At 38.9% G+C, this 19534-nt stretch carries 23 protein-coding genes; 2 read left to right on the top strand and 21 right to left on the bottom strand.

Annotation, left to right across the window (positions count from 1 at the left end; genetic code table 11):
* Positions 1–2: 2 nt before the first annotated feature.
* From Q0M21_RS06855 to Q0M21_RS06880, 6 genes are all read right to left on the bottom strand, one after another.
* On the bottom strand, positions 3–167 hold the full coding sequence (locus Q0M21_RS06855) for a hypothetical protein (protein ID WP_295336118.1): 165 nt from the start codon (positions 165–167) through the stop codon (positions 3–5).
* 83 nt (positions 168–250) lie between these two features.
* Entirely contained in the window at positions 251–883 is a 633-nt protein-coding gene (locus tag Q0M21_RS06860) for a hemolysin III family protein (RefSeq protein ID WP_295336120.1), read from the bottom strand.
* 5 nt (positions 884–888) lie between these two features.
* Positions 889–1350, bottom strand: a complete 462-nt coding sequence (locus Q0M21_RS06865) for a hypothetical protein (RefSeq protein ID WP_295336123.1) — start codon at positions 1348–1350, stop codon at positions 889–891.
* A 4-nt stretch (positions 1351–1354) separates the two neighbouring features.
* Positions 1355–1759 (bottom strand): META domain-containing protein, encoded by a 405-nt coding sequence (locus Q0M21_RS06870; RefSeq protein ID WP_295336126.1) that lies wholly within the window; start codon positions 1757–1759, stop codon positions 1355–1357.
* 46 nt (positions 1760–1805) lie between these two features.
* Entirely contained in the window at positions 1806–2783 is a 978-nt protein-coding gene (locus tag Q0M21_RS06875; protein WP_295336130.1) for a YitT family protein, read from the bottom strand.
* A gap of 78 nt (positions 2784–2861) precedes the next feature.
* Entirely contained in the window at positions 2862–3335 is a 474-nt protein-coding gene (locus Q0M21_RS06880) for a hypothetical protein (protein ID WP_295336133.1), read from the bottom strand.
* 164 nt (positions 3336–3499) lie between these two features.
* On the opposite strand from Q0M21_RS06880, the gene yaaA reads away from it, so the two are divergent.
* Entirely contained in the window at positions 3500–4258 is a 759-nt protein-coding gene (gene yaaA, locus Q0M21_RS06885) for a peroxide stress protein YaaA (protein WP_295336136.1), read from the top strand.
* A gap of 56 nt (positions 4259–4314) precedes the next feature.
* Here yaaA and Q0M21_RS06890 read toward each other — a convergent pair whose 3' ends face one another.
* A complete protein-coding gene (locus tag Q0M21_RS06890; RefSeq protein WP_295336138.1) occupies positions 4315–5235 on the bottom strand; it encodes a ClpXP adapter SpxH family protein in 921 nt (306 codons plus the stop codon).
* Between the two features lie 316 nt (positions 5236–5551).
* Here Q0M21_RS06890 and Q0M21_RS06895 point away from each other — a divergent pair, with 316 nt between their 5' ends.
* Complete coding sequence (locus tag Q0M21_RS06895; RefSeq protein ID WP_295336141.1) at positions 5552–5911, top strand: helix-turn-helix domain-containing protein; 360 nt, start codon at positions 5552–5554, stop codon at positions 5909–5911.
* 84 nt (positions 5912–5995) lie between these two features.
* Here Q0M21_RS06895 and Q0M21_RS06900 read toward each other — a convergent pair whose 3' ends face one another.
* The 14 genes from Q0M21_RS06900 to Q0M21_RS06965 form a co-directional block, all read right to left on the bottom strand.
* Entirely contained in the window at positions 5996–6817 is an 822-nt protein-coding gene (locus Q0M21_RS06900) for a hypothetical protein (protein WP_295336144.1), read from the bottom strand.
* Positions 6818–6867: 50 nt separating this feature from the next.
* Positions 6868–7305 (bottom strand): VOC family protein, encoded by a 438-nt coding sequence (locus Q0M21_RS06905; RefSeq protein WP_295336147.1) that lies wholly within the window; start codon positions 7303–7305, stop codon positions 6868–6870.
* A 377-nt stretch (positions 7306–7682) separates the two neighbouring features.
* Entirely contained in the window at positions 7683–8033 is a 351-nt protein-coding gene (locus Q0M21_RS06910; protein WP_295336150.1) for a hypothetical protein, read from the bottom strand.
* A 101-nt stretch (positions 8034–8134) separates the two neighbouring features.
* The gene (locus Q0M21_RS06915) at positions 8135–9721 is read right to left on the bottom strand and encodes an MDR family MFS transporter (protein ID WP_295336152.1); all 1587 of its coding nucleotides are present in this window, start codon (positions 9719–9721) and stop codon (positions 8135–8137) included.
* Between the two features lie 104 nt (positions 9722–9825).
* Positions 9826–10905, bottom strand: a complete 1080-nt coding sequence (locus tag Q0M21_RS06920; RefSeq protein ID WP_295336155.1) for an HlyD family secretion protein — start codon at positions 10903–10905, stop codon at positions 9826–9828.
* Between the two features lie 10 nt (positions 10906–10915).
* A complete protein-coding gene (locus Q0M21_RS06925; protein ID WP_295336157.1) occupies positions 10916–12238 on the bottom strand; it encodes a TolC family protein in 1323 nt (440 codons plus the stop codon).
* Between the two features lie 41 nt (positions 12239–12279).
* Positions 12280–12921 (bottom strand): TetR family transcriptional regulator, encoded by a 642-nt coding sequence (locus Q0M21_RS06930; protein WP_295336160.1) that lies wholly within the window; start codon positions 12919–12921, stop codon positions 12280–12282.
* A gap of 151 nt (positions 12922–13072) precedes the next feature.
* Complete coding sequence (gene trpA, locus Q0M21_RS06935) at positions 13073–13834, bottom strand: tryptophan synthase subunit alpha (protein WP_295336163.1); 762 nt, start codon at positions 13832–13834, stop codon at positions 13073–13075.
* Positions 13835–13837: 3 nt separating this feature from the next.
* Positions 13838–15025 carry a tryptophan synthase subunit beta gene (gene trpB / locus Q0M21_RS06940; RefSeq protein ID WP_295336166.1) on the bottom strand — a complete coding sequence of 396 codons (1188 nt, stop codon included), beginning with the start codon at positions 15023–15025 and terminating at the stop codon, positions 13838–13840.
* Positions 15022–15648, bottom strand: coding sequence for a phosphoribosylanthranilate isomerase (locus tag Q0M21_RS06945; protein ID WP_295336169.1), 627 nt, complete (start codon positions 15646–15648; stop codon positions 15022–15024). The genes trpB and Q0M21_RS06945 overlap by 4 nt, the downstream gene beginning before the upstream one ends.
* Positions 15645–16433 (bottom strand): indole-3-glycerol phosphate synthase TrpC, encoded by a 789-nt coding sequence (trpC, locus tag Q0M21_RS06950; protein ID WP_295336171.1) that lies wholly within the window; start codon positions 16431–16433, stop codon positions 15645–15647. The genes Q0M21_RS06945 and trpC overlap by 4 nt, the downstream gene beginning before the upstream one ends.
* Positions 16430–17428 (bottom strand): anthranilate phosphoribosyltransferase, encoded by a 999-nt coding sequence (gene trpD, locus Q0M21_RS06955; RefSeq protein WP_295336174.1) that lies wholly within the window; start codon positions 17426–17428, stop codon positions 16430–16432. The genes trpC and trpD overlap by 4 nt, the downstream gene beginning before the upstream one ends.
* Before the next feature lie 77 nt (positions 17429–17505).
* Complete coding sequence (locus Q0M21_RS06960) at positions 17506–18072, bottom strand: aminodeoxychorismate/anthranilate synthase component II (protein ID WP_295336177.1); 567 nt, start codon at positions 18070–18072, stop codon at positions 17506–17508.
* 9 nt (positions 18073–18081) lie between these two features.
* Positions 18082–19476: an anthranilate synthase component I family protein gene (locus tag Q0M21_RS06965; protein ID WP_295336180.1), complete on the bottom strand. Its 1395-nt coding sequence runs from the start codon at positions 19474–19476 to the stop codon at positions 18082–18084.
* Positions 19477–19534: the final 58 nt, after the last annotated feature.

The following is a 19534-nucleotide window of genomic DNA, read 5'->3' on the forward strand; positions in this document are numbered from 1 at the left end:
TTTTATCTTTCGTTGTTTAATTCTTCTTCCTCAGAAAGTTCAGTGGGATTGGCATTAAAATGTTCGGTAACTTTTTGTTTGTCTTTTTGGTTTTGTTTGACCAAATAAAGGACTAAACCCAAAACGGATGCTGCAACAATTCCGATAATTATCCAATTGATTTCCATGGTGTTTTGTTTTATTTAAAAGTAATAAACACCATTAAAGTATTTGTTGTAAATGCATTAAAAAATGGTTAACAAATTCAATGTCATATGCTTTTACAAATAGCAACGAAATGCAGTATCGTTCCAAGCAGAACAAAAACGTGCCAAATGGCGTGGAAGTAAAGCTTGTAACTTTTAACATAAAAGTAAACACCGACTGTGTAGCTTAATCCACCACCTATAATCCACCAAAAAACGTCCAGTGGTACATTTTGTATCAAAGGTTTGATTACAAATACAATCATCCAGCCCATAACCAAATAAACAATGACCGAAAACCATTTCAATTTATGAATGAAGAAAATTTTGAACAATGTACCTAAAAAGACCACTGTCCACATCACAGTCAGAAAAACAAATGCGGTAGAAGAGGGGAGATATTTTATCATCAGCGGCGTATAGGTGCCGGCTATAAGAAAGTAAATGCTGATGTGATCGGCAATTTTGAGACTGTTTTTAATTTTCTTTTCCTGAACAAAATGGTATAAAGTTGAGGAACTGTAAACCAATAATACACCCACTGCAAAAGCAGTAATAGCATAAAAAGTAGTCAAGTCATTCGGGTCAAAAGTAAGGGTCAGCACCACCGGCATAGCCAAAAGACAAAGCAAAACGCCTAAGCCGTGCGTTAGGGCATTGGCTAATTCTTCTTTACGGGTTTGCTCTCGGTGTTTCATGGTGCTTACGGACAGTTAACTTTTTTTAAAGGCATGTTATAATTAAAGGAAAGTTTTGAAATATCTTTAAACTGTGTACTGTTTTTAGCCCGTTCGCCATAACCTTCAACCAATTGGTCTTTGACTAGTTTAAAAACAACTTGTAGTTCCTTGATTTTTCCCTCCGATTGAAAGGTATAATTAGCAATTAACAAGTCTTTTTGCCATTGTCCTTTGAACCTTCCGTGGGAAACAGCTTGACCGGTGAAAGCATAAGTCAATGTTCCTTCGGTGTTTTTAGATAAGGCTTCCAATTGAAGTTCTACAATGTTCCCTTTCATATTGGCCTTATAGCAATTTCCAGCATTATTTGATTTTGTTGTGGTAACATTTTTAATCTCCGGCACTGTTTCAGGAATAGTTGTTTCTTTTTTTTGACAACTCCCTAAAAGTAAAATCGAAAAGGCCAGCGTGAGATATTTTTTCATTGGTTTAGGATTTATCGGGATTGATTTTCTTGAAACGCATCATTGGAACGTCATCAGTCAGTAAGAGTAATTTTCCGTCGTTATCTATGGCAAAGCGATTAATTTGGCTGAGCATTTTCAGAAAAGCCTCCTCACCACCGCTTTCACAATAAGCCATGGTTGTTCGCTGTATTTCAAATCGGACGGCATTGACTTTCTGATGGTATGTTCCGCCGAAATCATTACACCCGGTATTACCGCTAAACTGACTATTCGCTTTTTTAAGTTGAATAAACGGATTCCTGTCCGGATACATTTCTTTAAAATCTTTTTGGCTTTCCGATAAGTATTCTAACTCCCAAGTAGTATCGTATAAGGCAGATTCGCTACTTTTGGCGATGGCGCTTTTACTTCCGCAGCAACTTGTCATTGCCAAACAAAGTATCAGTAAAAATATCTCCGGTTTTATCACAGAATTAATGCTTTAGAGGTCTTTTTTTAATCATACCGCCTTTAGTGTCTTTGATACTGTTCATGACCACAAAAGCATCGGGCTCAATTTTTTCAATTTCGGTGTTAAGTTTATTGAGCTCTAAACGAGTTATGACCGTGTAAATAATATCGACTTCTTTGGTTTCGCCTCGCTTACCGTAACCACGTTTTCCGCTGTAAACCGTAACACCTCGTCCCATCACCTCAATAATCATCTGACGGATTTCATTGCTTTTTGAAGACACTATAGTTACGCCTATGTATTCATCAATACCTTCTACTATAAAATCTAAAGTTTTGGAAGCAGCTAAATAGGTAATCATTGAGTACAATGCAACTTCAATTCCTAAGAAATAAGCTGCCGTAGAGAAAATAACAATGTTTATCATTACAATAATATCCCCAATGGTCGTGCCGAATTTCTTGCTGAGGAATATCGCCAATACTTCAGTGCCATCAATCACAGCACCACCTCGAACGGATAATCCGATACCGGCGCCCAGAAAGAAACCTCCAAATATGGCTACCAATAAGTTATCGTTGGTAACATTAGGAAAAGTAACAGTAGCCAAACAAACGGCCAAACCGGAGATGGCTAAAGCTGTTTTGATAGCGAATGCTTTTCCCATCACTTTATATCCCATAATGATAAACGGCAGGTTTACGCCAATGATAAGCAAGTATAAAGGGATTTTTGTAAGGAAAGCTAATAGTAAAGAGATTCCGGTTGCACCGCCATCAATAAAATGATTGGTTAATAAAAAACCTTTGAATCCAAATGAAGCTGAGAAAATACCTAGGGTAATCAATATGAAATCTTTGGAGTTTCTTTTGGCCAATATAATAAACTCTCGATAGCCTTTGGCCAATTCGTATTTAGTGTAATTTTCGCTCTTACCGCTTTTTTTTCGCGGTTTTTTGAGCATAGTTTCAATAATGATTTTTTCCCAAAGTGAATTCATATAAAGATGTTGTTTTAAGTGCGTATAATATTTAATGGTGTTAATTTACGATAAAAGGAGCAATTTGACCAAATGTTTTTAAAAGGGTTTGCTTTTTATTTCCTTGGTTGAAATGGCCGAGACCTTATTGTCGGAGTTAATAGTGACACGCAGTTCTCGTTTAAAAAGTGGTTTTTCATACTTGATGTCGTACCTGAAAAAATACTCATCCGTGAGTTCGTTGTGCACAATTTCAATCAAATTTAGACCGATGAATTTTCCGTTTCTCAAGATGATTTTCTGACAAGTAGCTGATATTTTTTCGGCAGTGGCATTGGCAATAACTTTGTCTGTTGCTTCTATTGTTGTAAAAGCTTTAAATCGAGACGTGTTACAGGCTTCAAGTACTCTTTTGCCTAACTCATATGCCCTGTCTTTCTTGACGATTGCTACTTCTTCAGGTTTTAAAATCACGGCAGCTCTTTTTTCGGCTACCTTTGTTTCAGTGATGCTTTTTTGGGTTTTACAGGAAGCAAGAAACAAAATACTGAGGAGGATGATTGTTTTTCGCATAGTGTTTTTTTGAATTGGCAAAATACTTTTTTCTCACTAAAGCGCCTAACAGATTAACATTTTGATAATATCAATTCTGTTGATATAACTATTGAAACTATTCATTTTTTACCGAATAATTTCATTGTCGAATTTGTATTTTTGAGATGCTAAAAAAAAGTACTATGAAAATTGTTATTTCCCCTGCCAAATCGTTGAACTATGAAAAAACGGTTCCGGTAACAACGCATACTGAACCGCAGTTTTTAAAGCAAGCGGCTACCATTCAGAATACTTTAAAAAAGAAGAAGCCTAACCAACTGTCGGAATTGATGGATATTTCTTCAAAGTTAGCCGAACTCAATTGGCAACGCAATCAAGATTGGCATGTTCCTTTTACGCCCGACAATGCGCGTCAAGCGGTTTATGCTTTCGATGGTGATGTGTATACCGGATTGGATGTTTATACCTTGCCGGAAGATAAGTTAAGCGTTTTGCAAGATAAACTCCGAATCTTATCAGGGTTATACGGTTTGCTTAAACCACTCGATTTAATGCAGGCTTACCGTTTGGAAATGGGTACGGCTATGCCGGTAGGGAAAAACAAAAACTTGTATGAGTTTTGGAAGAAAACCATCACCAAGGCTTTGAACGATGAATTGCAAAAAGACGAGTTGTTCCTCAATTTGGCCAGTAACGAATATTTTAGCGCGGTTGATGCCAAAGCGTTAAAAGTACCCGTAATTACTCCTGAATTCAAAGATTACAAAGACGACAAACTCAAAATGATTAGCTTTTTTGCCAAAAAGGCAAGAGGTTTAATGGTGCGTTATATTATAGATACTAATGCCGAAACTCTAGATGATTTAAAAGGTTTTAACTACGAAGGCTATGCTTTTGATGCCAATTTGAGCAAAGGGAATACTTTGGTGTTTACACGTTAAGAAAGAGCAATCAGTGAGGTCAACAGCTTAATAAAACAATCTGTTGAGCTGTTTTCTTAATGATTGTTATGAATCAATGTCCAAATTGAACCGTTTTTGGTAGTTAGCTTTTTCAAAATGCCTTTGGCCGCTAGTTCATTTAAAAGTTTTTCACTCTCCGTTCTTGGTGTTCCCGATAATTCACTGAATTCCTTTGCGGTTAATGAGTTGTACTTTGAAAATAGTGTTTCCCAATTTTTAGAGTATTCGCTTTTTTTTGTCTCCGGTGATAGTTTTAAAATCGCGGTTTCATAAAAGGGATATGGTTTTGAACCATAAACGACTTCTTTTTCACCGGCTGAGTTACTAAAGAATAAAGTAGGAAAACCTCGAACACCATACTCTCGAGCTAATTTTAAGTCTTGTTCAAAAAGCAATTTGGCTTTGCTTTCGTAATCTGTCTTTAGTTGTTTAGTGTTCAATCCTACACTTTGAGCAGCGACTTCCATATTCTCCCATTTTGAAATGTTAATCTTCTTTAGAAAAACCATTTCTCTCAGAGCTCTTAAAAAAAGGAGGGCTTTGTCTTGATCCTGCAGTTGTGCTGCCTTAAAAGCGATAGAAGGCGGATAAGAGGAACTCAGAGGGTCGGTTAACCAAACATCACCATCAATAGGCATATCGTAGTAGTGACTTACCTCGTCCCAATGATGGGCCACATCAGAGGGTTTGCTAATTCCGCCATTGTTGTAACTCCAATCTGGGAGTAATCCACCCATTCGGTAATCAATTTGAACAGAACTACCGTATTCTAATTTTAACTTTCTCAATTGTGGTTCAATACCCCAACAAGACGAGCAAATTGGGTCGGTAAAATAAACAATGGTTATCAATTTTTGGCTGTTTTGTTGAGCATTTTTTTGAGTATTGGTGCTGTTGGGTGTGCCGCAAATCCCTTCAGTAGGGTCGCATATCAGCGGATGATTTTGATGTTCCATTTTTGGGCTCGTTTGGGCTTGGCCATTGATGTCAGCCAAGAGAATTAATAGTACAATTAGTTTTTTCAGAATCATTTTTAGCAAACGTTTTCTAATACAGGGAGTAATCTTGCAAAATGGTGTTGCTTGTACGCCATCTTCGTTGGATTAATACAGTTCGGGAGCTAAGCTCTGATTTTGTTTTCCATTATTAGTGGTGTAAAGGTAAATGACCGATGTAAAATTTAAACTATCAATTTCCCTTTGGAAAGTACTTTCCTATTGGAAACTACTTAGCTAAATAGTACTTTTACCAAAGGATAAAAACCGATTAAAAATGAAAAAAGAAGCACACATTAATGCTACTCCTGTTTGTAAAGTCAGAATGCAAGCCATAAGTGATACAATGAGTTTGTTGTCGGGAAAATGGAAATTTCATATTTTGGGAACTCTAATCGAAGGCAATACATTGGGATTCATGGATTTGCTGCGAGAGATAAATGGTATCGGAACCAAAATGCTATCCAAAGAACTCAGGGATTTAGAAATGAATAATTTGATTACCCGAACCGTTCACAATACCAAGCCTGTTACGGTTTCGTATTCGATAACCGAGTACGGTAAAACATTGGCACCGGTAATTGATGAAATGGCCAATTGGGGAATCAATTACAGAAAAGCAATTTATACTCTATAATGTCCAATAATTTTAGAATTACAGGATTATAATCCCTGTTGAATCATCTTTAAAATAGAACGCTCTACAATGTGAAGGTCATTTTCAAGGTGCTGATTTACAAAGAATACCTTGTTTTTTGAAAGCTTTAAGGATAAAGGATTTGTGAGCAAATCCAACCAAGATAATGATTTTCTTGTTCGGATTTTGCTTGATGATGGCAATAGAATTGTTGGCTAGGGCATTATTTCTCTGGTTCATTTCAAAATCCACATACAAATCAAAGTTTTCTTTGACTGACACAGAGTCTTTTTTTGCATCTAAAAGTTTTGTAGTCTTAAATATAACATGATTATCGGATATCTGCTTAAGCTTTAGATATTTGTAATGGTTTAAACTATCCACGATTAAGTCAGTTTTCGGATTATTAATAACACTCAGCTTTGCTTCTTTCAATCGGGTATTCAAACTGTCATAATAAAACAATTTTCTTAGGTACTCTTTTTCGTTGTTGTTAAGTCTGTTGGTTTGGGATAATTGTTGTAAAATACTGCCAAATTCAAGGGTTATTTCGGGATATATGCCAATTTGATCTCGGTAAGTTTCCCTTCCTTCAAATTCGATAGGTCTTAGTTGAACCTCAGGATGCTGCATTTTATATCGGGTGGTTGCAACCATTTCATTTCCATTGAACAGAAATTTATACGTAAAGTCTTCGTAAAAAAAGGTCGAGTCCAATTCCATCAAAATAATATCAGGTTTAAATTTTTGCAGGATGTCATAAATAGAATCGGCAGTGACGTTTTTGGTAGGGTTGTGAACAGTGCCTAGCAATAACACCTTAGGAGAGTCGTTTTTAGGGTTGTTACAGCTGATTAAGAAAAGTAAGCTTACTGCAAGTGAAATAAGTTTTATTAAGCTGTTCATCAGTTAAAAAGGTTAAAGATTAAGCTTGTGAATATAAGATTATGAGTAATTTACAGTGCCACAGCATCATTCGAATCGAAATTAATCATCCATTCGATGCCGTATCGGTCTCTAAACATTCCGAAGCAAGTACCCAAAGGGCTTTCGACTAAAGGCATTTCGATTTGTCCGCCTGCCGACAAACCATTAAATAATTTATTGGCTTCTTCTTTGCTTTCAGCACTGATTGAAATTTTACTGCGATGTTCATTTTCATTGGTTGTCCCCAAAATTTCGGGAACGTCATTTCCCATTAATAGGTTTGGACCAATAGCTAAGGCAATGTACATTATTTTATTGGCTTCATGTTCTTTTACCTGAAATTCGGCACTTGAAAAGTCTTTAAAACGAATGATTTTTGAAAACTCTCCTCCAAATACCGATTGGTAAAAAGTAAACGCTTCTTCGGCATTTCCATTAAAATTAATGTGAGGATGGATGATGGCCATACTTTGTCATGATTTTGAAACGATTGTACATTTTTTGTTGTTATACAAGAAATAATAATCTTCAGATGCTACTGTTGTAATAAGTAAGCATTAAATTACTCATTACTCGCTAAAGTAATATTTTTGGACTAAAATGCTGTAATTTCTCTATTTATTCTTAATATTTCTTTTGAGAAGTCTTCTTCAGATCTTCCTTATGGCAACTTCCATCCATAGCCCTACTTAAGCCGTCAATGGTGACAACTTAGACTAATACAGCACCAACTTCCAAACGCTGTTGATTCACAAATACAATATTCTATTTTTTACAGCGATTGATGAAACGGTGAGTGTTTGAAGGTGTGACAAAATAAAAAAGGCCCTGTGTAGGGCTTTTTTTATCGCATATAATAATACTCTTGGTATTCCAAACTGTTTTCCCTGCTAATCTTGCGTTGGTCACGGGCCAACTCGCGCATGGCTTCTACTCCTTTTTTTGCGCATCGTTTTACCCGGGTGAGGCGAAAGGAAAAGTCCAGTAGTTTTTTAGCATCTTCCGGACTCAACTTGTTTTGCAGTTCTTCGACAAAATTAGAGAACTCACTAACCACTTCTTGGTTTTCATTATACTCAGTAGTCAAGTCTTCGAGCAAGTCATCAATTTCTTTACTGATTTCTTGTAGGTGACTTTCGCTCTTTTGGTGAAGCTCTGTAATGAGTTTCTTTTCTCGGTTATTAAAAAGTCCCATGATCGTTTGATTTTAGTTGGTTGATTTTGACAGTGTTAATCAAATTTAGGAAATTGTTTCTAAAATCAATGCAGTTTGTTAATAACTTGTAAAAGAGTGTTTTAGTGCATGGCTTCGCTTGGGTTGACTTTGTTTTTACCTTTCTTGATTAATAAGATAAAGGGGATGCAAAACAAGAATAAAACACCCAAATACAGGAACACATCCATATACGAAAGCACAGTACTTTGTTTGGTAACGCCTAATTCTAAAACTTTGTAAGCTTTTTGCAAGGCAATTTCAGCGCTGTATCCTTTGGCCATAAAGGCGTTTTGTAAACCGCTTATCTTTTCCTGAACGGCCACTCGGGTAGGGTCTAAATAACCAATCAAGTTAACACGATGTTCTTGTCCGAAACGTGTCAAGAAAGTTGTGATAATGGCAATCCCGAACGAACCACCCAATTGTCGCATCATTCCCGTAAAAGCGGCTCCTTCTCCTATACTTTTGCCTTTCAAGCCCGAAAGCGATAAAGTCGTGATGGGCACAAACAAGAGTCCCAATCCCAATCCGCGGACAATTAACGGCCAAAACATGTGTTCTTCACCTGTATCCGGCGTCATGATGTTGTGCATCCAATAGGTGAAAATAAAGAACGATAAAAAGCCCATGGCCACTAAATAAGTTTGCGGAACACCGCGCTGAATCAGTTTACCGATAAACGGCATCATCACTGCTACCGTAATTGAACTCGGCACCAAGAGCAATCCGGCATCTGTGGCCGTCCAACCTAAAATAGATTGGGTGTAAATCGGAATAATAAAAGTGGAACCATACAATCCAAATCCCATAATAAAACTCATCACTACACCAACACGCAGGTTGCTATCTTTGAGAACTTTTAAATTTACTATCGGATAAGCATAAGTCAATTGTCGCCATATAAAGAAAAACAAACCAACAACGCTCAGTACTGATAATCTCACAATCCATTCGTCATTGAACCAATCGTCTTGCTGACCATGTTCTAAAACATATTGGAGCGAACCGATGAAAGCCGACAGCAAAACAATCCCAATCCAATCCACTTGATTCGATTTAAGCTTTTCACCATATTTCGGACTTCGCACAAACGATAAAGTCAAAAGTGTTGCAACAATTCCTATCGGCACATTAATATAGAAAATGTAGGGCCATGAAAAATGATCAACCAAATAACCTCCTAAAGGCGGACCCAAAGTAGGACCCACAATTACACCCATACCATAAATAGCCTGAGCCATACCGCGTTTTTCAACCGGATAACTTTCGGTAATGATGGTTTGTGCTGTCACTAACAAAGCACCGCCACCCAAACCTTGTATGAATCGAAACACCACCAATTCCCATATATTATCGGCATTGCCACACATAAAAGAAGCTACCGTAAAAATGATAATTGAAGCGGCAAAATAGTTTCTTCGGCCAAATTGTTGCGACAACCAACTCGTCATCGGAATCACAATGACATTGGCAATGGCATAAGCCGTTATTACCCAAGCCACATCGGTTAAAGACGCGCCCAAACTGCCTCGCATGTTGTTGAGTGCTACGTTAACGATAGTTGTGTCTACAATTTCCAACAGCGCACAAAGTACTGCGGTAATGGTGATAATTACCCTGCGAAAGCCATATTCAACCAAATCTTCCTGAACGACTGCTGTTGCCATTTTTTTTAACGATGAATTATGAATTATGAATTATGAATTATGAGTTGTTCTTATCTCTTACTTTTGTTGCCCTGAGCTTGTCGAAGGGTCTTTTCCTTCTTTACTTACTTCAAAATAACATCCACTTCGGCATTCATACCCGAACGTAACAATTGCAGTTTTGCCGCATCGTTATTAGCGGTAAAGTTGATTCTAACCGGAAGTCGTTGTACGGTTTTTACAAAGTTTCCGCTGGCATTGTCAGGAGGTAAAAGGGAGAATTTAGAACCGGTAGCCGGAGAGAAGGAAGTGATTTCACCTTCAAACTCGGTGCCCGGAAACGCATCGATTTTCAATTTTACTTGCTGACCCACACGCATTTTGTCTAGTTGGGTTTCTTTAAAATTGGCCACTACCCAAGTTTCTTGGTTGTTAATGATGTAAAACAACGATTGTCCGGGTTGGACTAATTGTCCGGGTTGCATGTCTACGGTTGAAACTTGACCGTCAATAGAAGCTTTTACAACAGTATACGATAAGTTCAAATGGGCTGCATCCAACAAGGCTTTGGCTTTTTTAACGTTGGCTTCGGCAACTAAAACCTGTTTGTTACTCACATTGGTTTTGGCCGAGGCTACGGATTTTTGATAAGCCGAAGCTTTTTGTTGCTCTTGTAAAATACGCAGTTGGCTTTCTGCTTCTTGTTTGGCCGCTTCCGCTTGTTCAAATTGCTGTTTGGTAATTGAACGGTTTTTGTACAAGTTGTTGTAGCGCTCGAAATCGGCTGTAGCTCTGCGCAATCTTATTTTAGCGGTTTCTATGGTTCCGGTAGCCGATTTTACATTGGCATCTGAAACGGCAACATTGGCTTCTGAGGTAGCAATATCAGCTTTAGCGGCTTCGTAGCTGTTTTCGGCGGCAACCAAAGCAGCTTTGGCTTCGGCTACTTTAACCAAAAAATCGCTGTTGTCAATGATGAACAGCGTGTCACCTTTTTTAACCATGGCATTGTCTCTCACCAAAACCTGACTAATGTAACCGCCAACTCTGGGGATAATAGGGTTCATTTTTTTAGACACTTGAGCGTCGTCAGTGGTTTCATGCGATAATGAGTGGATGTATTTGTACCCTCCGTAAGCAATTCCGAGTATCAGGAATGCAATGAAAATGAGTGTGAATTTTCTATTGGTTTTTGTAGCTGTCATATGGCTGTATTTAGTTTTGAGTGAGTTGTAAAGAATTCAGTAATTGTCCCGAAGCAAATTGCAGTTCGTAGTATTTCTGAGCCACATCGGCTTTCGAGAGCGCTTGGTTAATTTGCGCCTGAAGTTGTTCAAAATCGGCTTCCAGTAAATCATTGGTGGTCGACAAACTGTTGTCGTATTTGTCCTTTACAATGCGATAATTTTCCGAAGCTTGGGCTACGGCTTCATCGTAAACGGCACTTTGTTTGAGTGATAAGTTGTAGTTTTCATTGGCCTGAAATACGTCTTCTTTTACTTGTTCGTTCAGTTGCTCTAACGCTAAAGAAGTCTCTTTGGCTTTGCTTTGGGCAAATTGCACTTGCTTGCCGTTTTTAAAAATACTCGACAAATCATACGAAAAGCCCAACCCGAAGTTCATGGCATTTGTTACGGTTAACACATTGTTCAAGTCTAGCGCAATGTAACCACCGCTTAGGGCTAGGGAAGGATAGTAGTTGCTTTTGGCGACTTTAATCTCGCTTTCCGCTGCTGCTTTTTTCAGCGATAAGGCTTTGAGGTCGTTTCGTTCACCTTCCGATTTTTGGTACGGATGAGCCGCCATGTCTTTTTTGATGGCTTCAATATCGATATCAACCACCGTACTTTCCGGCAGTTTTAATAAAGTGATGAGTTGGTAATTGGCCACCGCAGCGTTCTTTTTGGCATTGTCTAAGGCCAGTTTTATGTTGGATACCTGCAATTGGGCTTTAAGCAAATCGTTTCGGGCAATTAAACCGTTTTCTTCCATCGCAGTAAAGTCTTTTACCCTTTGTTCCGCAGTTTTCAAATTATCGGCTATCAGCAGTGTCATTTGTTGGGCTTTGTAAAGCGAAGCGAACAATTCTACTACTTCCAATCCTAAGGCTTCATTAGAGTGCTTTTTGGCGAAGGTTTCGGCTTGGTATAAGCTTTCCGATGTTTTGATGCTGTTCTTAAGCTTAAAACCGCTAAAAATCGGCATTGTCACATTGGCTTGACCTAACAGTAATTGATCTACTTTAAGTGGCGCAGCAGGTTCTGAATTGGTATTCGATTGTAAATTGGATTCTACATTGGCACTCGACAGGCGCATGTATTGCCCTGAGATTTTGGTACCGGGATACTGATTGTTTTTGGTATTGGCCAACGCCAATTCGGCGCTTTTTACTTTTGTAGTAGCCAGTTCTGCAGAAGTACTGTTTTGCACGGCCATTTCGATGGCTTCTTTCAAAGTCAACTTTCTTTTCTCTTGGGCATATCCTGTGCCTAAACTCAGAAGAGCCAAGAGAAATAGAAGAGAAGCTTGTGTTTTCATGTGTTGCATTTTGTTATTGTTTGTGTTGAACATGGCTTGGTTTATCGGTGATCCGAATCAAAAACCAGCAATGCCTTTATGGTTTTCTGAATGTGGGCGGTGAGTTCGGTATGCACATAGTGTTCAAAGTCGGCTTCCGTATTCAAATTCAGGATTTCTTTGTAATACACTTTGTTCATGTGCATGTGAATGTAACTGCCCAGGATAATGGTAGGCAATAAAGTCACATTGATATTGGGTTGAAAAACGCCTTGGTCTTGGCCTTCTTTGATGATGTTTTCCAGAAATCGGAGGTTGTTTTTTTTGACTTCGGTAAAGGCTTGTAGGTTAATCTCTCTTTTATTGTTTGATAACTCGAAGTGCAGAATTTGGTAAATACTGCGATTTTGGTGTACGCGTTGGATGTAGTAGGCGATGAGCTTGTCGATTTTATCCAAAGGCGAAATGTTTTTCTGGTACAAATTCTCCAAGTGCATGCTCATCGCTTTGATGCGATAAATGACTAAAGCTTCCAGCAACTTTTCTTTGGAACCGAAATAATACGAAATCATCGCAATATTGATATTCGCCTTTTTGGCAATATCCCTAACCGAAGTACCATCAAATCCTTCTTCGGCAAAGAGCTTTTCTGCAACCTGAAGTATTTCGATTTGCTTTTCGTTAAAATCTGTCATATGTGTCATGAATAAATTTCGAGTGCAAAATTAAACAACTGTTTAAATTAAACGTTTGTTTAAATCAATTTTAACATATTTTTGAAGATAAAAACACTTATAGATAAATCTTATAGTAAGTAATTATAAAATTGTTTTTCAGTTGTATAAATAAAATTATCTAAAGTATATTATCGATAAAATTTTTTACATCGGATATTTTGTTTTTACTGATGAATTGGATAAAACTACTCCCGATTATAGCTCCTTTTTGGTGTTTTATGGCTTGTTGAAAAGTGATTTTGTTGCTGATGCCGAAGCCAATTAATTGCGAATTTTTCAAATTCATTCGAGCAATTCTTTCAAAATATTGCAGCTGATTTTCTTCAAATTGGTCTTTGCTTCCGGTTACGCCAGCGCTGCTTACCATGTAAATAAAAGCATTAGAATTATCATCAATTAGTCGGATTCTTTCTTCTGAGGTTTGCGGCGTGATTAGGAATGTCATTTGAATGTCATAAGATTCGAAAAGTTTCTTATAATCAGAAAGATAGACTTCCAGTGGTAAATCCGGGATAATCAAGCCGTCAATGCCGGTTTGCCGGCAAGCCTTCAGGAAGTTTTCTATCCCAAATTGCAGCATTGGGTTAAAATACCCCATAATGATTAAGGGAATATCCACTGTGTTTCTGATGTCTTTCAATTGCTCAAAAAGTAAAGTCGTAGTCATGCCCTTTTGCAAGGCTTGCATAGAGCTTGATTGTATCGTTGGGCCGTCGGCCAAAGGATCGCTGAAAGGCAGTCCGATTTCGATAATATCTACCTTGTTTCGGGCTAATTCTTCTATTAAACTTTTAGTATCGTTTACGTTAGGAAAACCTGCTGTAAAATAAACAGATAGAATTTTATTTTTAGCGGCTAATTGTTGTTGTATTCGGTTCATTTTTTATAAGTTAAAATAGTTAATGTAAGTGTTCAAATCTTTGTCGCCGCGCCCGGATAAATTGATGACAACGATGTCTTCCGGTCGGAATTTTTTTTGCTCTAAAACGGCAAAAGCATGAGCGGTTTCTATGGCAGGAATGATGCCTTCTGTTTGTGCTAATGCTATTCCGGCTTGCATCGCTTCTTCATCGGTTATGGCGATAAATTCAGCTCTTTTGGTCTGGTACAAATGCGCGTGTAGCGGACCAATTCCGGGATAATCCAATCCGGCTGAAATAGAGTACGGTTCTGTGATTTGTCCGTCATTCGTTTGCATTAATAACGTTTTGCTACCGTGGATAACACCTGTTTTGCCCAATACTGAGGTAGCGGCACTTTCTCCGCTGTGAATGCCTTTTCCCGCGGCTTCTACGGCAATTAATTTCACTTTTTCTTCCTCTAAAAAATGATAAAAAGCACCGGCTGCATTGCTTCCGCCGCCCACACAAGCGATGACGTAATCCGGGTTGTCACGGTTTTCTTTTTCTAACAGTTGCTGTTTGATTTCTGTTGAGATAACGCTCTGAAAGCGAGCTACCATGTCGGGATAAGGATGCGGACCAACCACAGATCCAATGATGTAAAAAGTATCTTCAGGATTGCTGATCCAATCACGAATAGCTTCGTTAGTGGCGTCTTTCAAGGTTTTTGAGCCTGAAACTGCTGCTCGAACTTCGGCACCGAGCATTTTCATGCGAGTCACATTTGGAGCTTGGCGTTGGATGTCAACTTCGCCCATATATACTATGCAGTGCAAACCCATTAAAGCACAAACTGTTGCAGTGGCAACACCGTGTTGTCCGGCTCCGGTTTCAGCGATGATTCGGGTTTTGCCTAATCTTTTGGCTAGTAAGATTTGGCCGATGGTGTTGTTGATTTTGTGCGCGCCGGTATGACATAAGTCTTCGCGTTTGAGGTAGATTTTAGTGTCAAATTGCTTTGATAAGCGTTCGGCATAATAAAGCGGTGTTGGGCGACCGACATAATCCCGTAAAAGCGCTTTAAATTCGTCTTGAAACGAAGGTTCGTTGGTGATGGTTAAATACTGTCGGCGCAAGGCTTCAACATTAGGGTAAAGCATTTCGGGGATAAAAGCGCCGCCGAACTCGCCGTAGAAGCCTTTTTCGTTAACGTTGTACGTGGTTTTCATAGCTGTTCTTTGATTTTTTTGAGGAATGTTTTTAGGGTTTCCGGATTTTTTTGCCCGGGTTGCGTTTCAAACCGACTGTTTAGGTCGATGGCGTAACAATAATGAGCGGCAGCTGTAGAAAGGAAGTCTTTCAAATCTGAAATGCTTTCGGGTCCGATTCCGCCGCTTAGAAAGTATGGTTTGGGCAAATGATATTGCTCTAAAAGTTTCCAATCGAATACCGTTCCGTTGCCGCCATATTGTTGGTCTTTGGTGTCAAATAAAAAGTAGTCGCAATAGTTTTTATATTTTTCTAAAATATTAAAATTAAATTGTTTATCTATGTTAAACGATTTTATTACTTTAAGTTTTAGTTGTTGAAGGGAACGGCAAAAATCCGGACTTTCTTCACCGTGCAATTGGATGAATTCCAATTGGTATTGTCTTGCTTTTGCTTCGATTTTGGGTTGTGTAGCGTTTACAAAAACACCTACTTTAGCAATAGGTTTTTCCAAGGCCGGAATTTCATTCAGCATGAATCGAGGCGATTTATCATAAAAGATAAAGCCCAAATAATCGGGTTGTAAAGCCGCAATTTCCTGAATGTTTTCCGGGTATTTCATACCGCATATTTTGATTTTCATATTGCTTTTAATTGTTTGATTATGGTTGCCAGTTCGGCTCCCGGATTGTTGGTTTTCATAAAAGCTTCTCCTATCAAAAAGCCATTAAATCCCGCGCTTTTGAGTAGTTTTATGGCTTCTGTAGAGTGTAAACCGCTTTCGGAAATCTTTACAAAATCATTCGGAATTTTATCAACTAAGGCTAAACTGGTATCCAAACGCACTTCAAAAGTTTTAAGATTTCTGTTGTTCACGCCAATCATATCTAATCCGGGTATCAGGCTTTTGTCTAATTCCGCTTGGTTGTGTACTTCCAGCAAAACATCCAGGGCGATGGAATGTGCGAATGCAGTAAGTGTTTTAAGTTCTTCTCGACTTAATACCGAAGCAATCAGCAAAATGGCATCGGCACCATAGGCTTTTGCTTCTAAGATTTGGTATTCGTCAATAATGAATTCTTTGCGCAATACAGGTGTTTTGACACTGGCTTTTGCCAACACCAAATCGTCTAAAGAACCGCCAAAAAACTTCGTATCTGTTAATACCGAAATCCCACTCGCTCCGGCATTTTCATAACCTTTTACTATATCTTCCAAGGATAAATGATGGTTGATAGTGGCTTTAGAAGGTGAACAGCGTTTATGCTCGGAAATAATGCCGAAAGGCGAATGCAGTACCGACTTGCTTAAAGAAATAGTTCGGCTGTTGAACAACTCACTGTTTTCTAACTGATTTACAGAAACAACGCTTTTCTTCAAGGCTATTTCTCTTTTTTTGTGCGCTATGATTTGGTCTAAAATATTCATGCTAATTGACTGATTTTTTGAAGTTTTTGTAATTTTTCTAATGCTTTACCCGATTGCAAACTGGCTTCCGCTTTAGCAAAAGCTTCAGGAATACTGCAGTTTTCCACGGTAGCTATGGCTAAAGCGGCATTGGCGCAAACCGCATTTTGTTGGGCTTTAGTACCATGGCCGGAAATGATGTTCATGAAGATTTGAGCCGATTCAGTCACAGTAGTGCCGCCTTTGAGGTCTTCAAATGTCGCCGGATTAAGATTGAAATCGGAGGCACTGATTATTTTTTCGGTTGCTTTAGTAATGACTTTGGTATCCGCGGTTAGGGAAATCTCGTCAAAACCGTCTAAAGCGTGAAGAATAGTGTAGTTTATATTGGTGTTTTGGTAGAGATAGGCATACATTCGAGCCAATTCTAAACTGAAAACGCCCACCAATTGATGTTTTGGAAACGACGGATTGACCATTGGTCCCAACATATTAAAAAAGGTTTTAACGCCTAATTCCTTCCGAATCGGACCCACGTTTTTCATAGCCGGATGGAATAAAGGCGCGTGTAAAATGGCGATATTGGCTTCTTCCAAACATTTGGTTAAAAAAGCTTTGTCATTGCTGAATTTTACGCCCAAAGTTTCCATTACATTACTGGAGCCGGAAATGGAAGAAACGCCGTAGTTGCCGTGTTTGGCAACCTGAATTCCCGCGCCGGCTGTAACAAAAGAGGCTAGTGTAGAAATGTTGAATGTATCTTTGCCGTCGCCACCGGTGCCGCATAAATCGATGGTGTTGTAAGTCGAAAAATCGACGGGAATGCAAAGTTCCAAAAGCGCTTCTCGAAAGCCTGAAAGTTCTTCTATAGTGATGTTTCGCATCATGTAAACCGTTAAAAAGGATGCGATTTGACTCGGATTGTACTGTCCGTTGGAAATATTAACTAAAACGGTTTTAGCTTCCTCTTTACTGAGGGTTTCGTGATTGATTAATCGATTGAGTATGGATTTCATAGTAACTTAGTTTAGGTGAACTGCCGAAAGCATCGACAGCATAAAAAGATTACTGTCAACGTTGGGCAGACAGTAAACTAAGCGTTAAGCCAGTTTTTTAAGATGGTTTTGCCGTGTGGCGTGAGTACGCTTTCGGGATGGAATTGGACGCCTTTCACGTCGAGCGTTTTATGTCGGAGTGACATAATTTGGCCGTTTTCATCGGTGGAAGTGATTTCCAAAACTTCCGGAAAATCATTGGTATTAACTACCCAAGAATGGTAGCGTCCTACTTCAAATTCTAGCGGTAAATCATTGAAAAGGGATTCATCGCTAGTAGTAGGTTTGACTGTAGAAGCCACGCCGTGATACACTTTCTCTAAATTGATTAGGTTGCCGCCGAAGACTTCGCCTATGGCTTGTTGGCCTAAACAAACGCCTAAAATGCTTTTGGTTGCGGCGTATTGAGCAATGATGGGTTTGAGTAAACCGGCTTCATCAGGTATGCCCGGACCGGGAGAAAGAAGGATTTTGTCGAAAGATTCCAGTTCTTCCAATTCGAGTTCGTCGTTGCGAAAGACAGTCACCGTAGCGTTCAAATCTTCCAGATAATGAACCAAATTGTAAGTGAAGCTGTCGTAGTTGTCGATAACGGCTATTTTCATGTTGTAAAGTTAAAGGGTTTCTGCTAATTCTAATGCTTTATTTAATGCGTTTAGTTTGTTGTATACCTCTTGTGTTTCGTTTTCTTCTGAAGAACTTTCTACAATTCCGGCTCCGGCTTGGTAGTGCAATTGGTGGTTTTTGCTGAGGAAAGTACGAATCATAATGGCATGATTGAAGTTGCCTTCGAAGTCCATAAAACCAATGGCGCCACCGTAAAAAGTTCGGTTGGTGCGTTCGATTTGTTCAATCAGTTGTAAGGCTTTATGTTTTGGAGCACCACTTAAAGTACCAGCCGGAAACGTATTTGCTATCAATGGTATAGTGGTATCTTTTAAATGGCCACAGACTTTGGACACGAGGTGAATGACGTGTGAAAAAAATTGCACTTCTTTGTATTTTTCCAGCGTGACATTAGAGCAATTGCGGCTCAAATCATTTCTCGCTAAATCGACTAACATCACATGCTCACTGTTTTCTTTCGGGTCTTCGGCTAGTTTTTTGGCTAGTTCAGCATCGCGCTCGTCGTTACCGGTTCGTTTGAAAGTTCCAGCTATCGGATGGATTTCGGCACGATTGTTTTTCACGATCAATTGGGCTTCGGGCGAAGAACCGAAAATCTTGAAATTCCCGTAATCGAAATAAAACAAATAAGGGGAAGGATTGATATTGCGCAAGGCTCGATACACGTTGAATTCGTCACCTTTGAAGGTTTGCGTAAATCTTCGGGACAAGACCAATTGGAATACATCGCCGCGGTGACAGTGCTTTTTGGCCAAAGTAACCATCGCTTTGAAGTCGGCATCGGTTAAATTGGAATGCGAATGACCTTCTTTAAAGAAACGGAAACTGGCAAACGTTTTGGTTTGGATGAGTTTTTCTATTTCGGCAGTATTGTCCGAATTGTCGGTGCTGTGGCAAAAAATATAGGCTTCGTTTTTGAAATGGTTGATGGCGATAATGTTTTGGTATACGGCGTAAAACAAATCCGGTATCGCCAAATCGCCGGTCTTTTTGCGGATGTCAATTTTATCAAAATATCGAACCGCATCATAACCGATATAACCAAATAATCCGTTGTTGATGAATTTGAATTGGTTTGGCTCAGGCTTGAAACGAGTCACAAATGTTTCCAGTTCGCGAACGATATCAGTATCAGCATTAACAGTAATGACCGATGATTCACCATCGGGAAAGCTTTGTGTTAGTACGTTGTTTTTCAATGTGATAGTCGCTATCGGATTGCAACAGATGTACGAGAAACTATTGTCGGAAGCGTGATAATCGCTGCTTTCGAGCAAAATACTGTTGGGGAATTTATCGCGGATTTTCAAATACACACTCACCGGAGTGATGGTATCGGCAAGGATGGATTTGTAACGAGTGTAAAGCGGATAATTTTTCATAGTGTAATTTTTAGGCATAAAAAAAGGCTTGTCGTGAATGACAAGCCTTTTTGGATAT

The sequence above is a fragment of the Flavobacterium sp. genome (assembly GCF_024710485.1).
In the GTDB taxonomy this organism is placed as follows: domain Bacteria; phylum Bacteroidota; class Bacteroidia; order Flavobacteriales; family Flavobacteriaceae; genus Flavobacterium.

Excerpts from the sequence above, each read along its gene's own strand:
- Q0M21_RS06900 (WP_295336144.1), bottom strand. The coding sequence starts at position 6,817 with ATGAACAGCTTAATAAAACTTATTTCACTTGCAGTAAGCTTACTTTTC.
- Q0M21_RS06880 (WP_295336133.1), bottom strand. The coding sequence starts at position 3,335 with ATGCGAAAAACAATCATCCTCCTCAGTATTTTGTTTCTTGCTTCCTGT.
- Q0M21_RS06925 (WP_295336157.1), bottom strand. The coding sequence starts at position 12,238 with ATGAAAACACAAGCTTCTCTTCTATTTCTCTTGGCTCTTCTGAGTTTA.
- Q0M21_RS06865 (WP_295336123.1), bottom strand. The coding sequence starts at position 1,350 with ATGAAAAAATATCTCACGCTGGCCTTTTCGATTTTACTTTTAGGGAGT.
- Q0M21_RS06875 (WP_295336130.1), bottom strand. The coding sequence starts at position 2,783 with ATGAATTCACTTTGGGAAAAAATCATTATTGAAACTATGCTCAAAAAA.
- trpC (WP_295336171.1), bottom strand. The coding sequence starts at position 16,433 with ATGAATATTTTAGACCAAATCATAGCGCACAAAAAAAGAGAAATAGCC.
- Q0M21_RS06945 (WP_295336169.1), bottom strand. The coding sequence starts at position 15,648 with ATGAAAATCAAAATATGCGGTATGAAATACCCGGAAAACATTCAGGAA.
- trpD (WP_295336174.1), bottom strand. The coding sequence starts at position 17,428 with ATGAAATCCATACTCAATCGATTAATCAATCACGAAACCCTCAGTAAA.
- Q0M21_RS06890 (WP_295336138.1), bottom strand. The coding sequence starts at position 5,235 with ATGGAACATCAAAATCATCCGCTGATATGCGACCCTACTGAAGGGATT.
- Q0M21_RS06960 (WP_295336177.1), bottom strand. The coding sequence starts at position 18,072 with ATGAAAATAGCCGTTATCGACAACTACGACAGCTTCACTTACAATTTG.
- Q0M21_RS06965 (WP_295336180.1), bottom strand. The coding sequence starts at position 19,476 with ATGAAAAATTATCCGCTTTACACTCGTTACAAATCCATCCTTGCCGAT.
- Q0M21_RS06915 (WP_295336152.1), bottom strand. The coding sequence starts at position 9,721 with ATGGCAACAGCAGTCGTTCAGGAAGATTTGGTTGAATATGGCTTTCGC.
- Q0M21_RS06855 (WP_295336118.1), bottom strand. The coding sequence starts at position 167 with ATGGAAATCAATTGGATAATTATCGGAATTGTTGCAGCATCCGTTTTG.
- Q0M21_RS06910 (WP_295336150.1), bottom strand. The coding sequence starts at position 8,033 with ATGGGACTTTTTAATAACCGAGAAAAGAAACTCATTACAGAGCTTCAC.
- yaaA (WP_295336136.1), top strand. The coding sequence starts at position 3,500 with ATGAAAATTGTTATTTCCCCTGCCAAATCGTTGAACTATGAAAAAACG.
- trpB (WP_295336166.1), bottom strand. The coding sequence starts at position 15,025 with ATGAAAACCACGTACAACGTTAACGAAAAAGGCTTCTACGGCGAGTTC.
- Q0M21_RS06860 (WP_295336120.1), bottom strand. The coding sequence starts at position 883 with ATGAAACACCGAGAGCAAACCCGTAAAGAAGAATTAGCCAATGCCCTA.
- Q0M21_RS06930 (WP_295336160.1), bottom strand. The coding sequence starts at position 12,921 with ATGACACATATGACAGATTTTAACGAAAAGCAAATCGAAATACTTCAG.
- trpA (WP_295336163.1), bottom strand. The coding sequence starts at position 13,834 with ATGAACCGAATACAACAACAATTAGCCGCTAAAAATAAAATTCTATCT.
- Q0M21_RS06920 (WP_295336155.1), bottom strand. The coding sequence starts at position 10,905 with ATGACAGCTACAAAAACCAATAGAAAATTCACACTCATTTTCATTGCA.
- Q0M21_RS06870 (WP_295336126.1), bottom strand. The coding sequence starts at position 1,759 with ATGACAAGTTGCTGCGGAAGTAAAAGCGCCATCGCCAAAAGTAGCGAA.
- Q0M21_RS06895 (WP_295336141.1), top strand. The coding sequence starts at position 5,552 with ATGAAAAAAGAAGCACACATTAATGCTACTCCTGTTTGTAAAGTCAGA.
- Q0M21_RS06905 (WP_295336147.1), bottom strand. The coding sequence starts at position 7,305 with ATGGCCATCATCCATCCTCACATTAATTTTAATGGAAATGCCGAAGAA.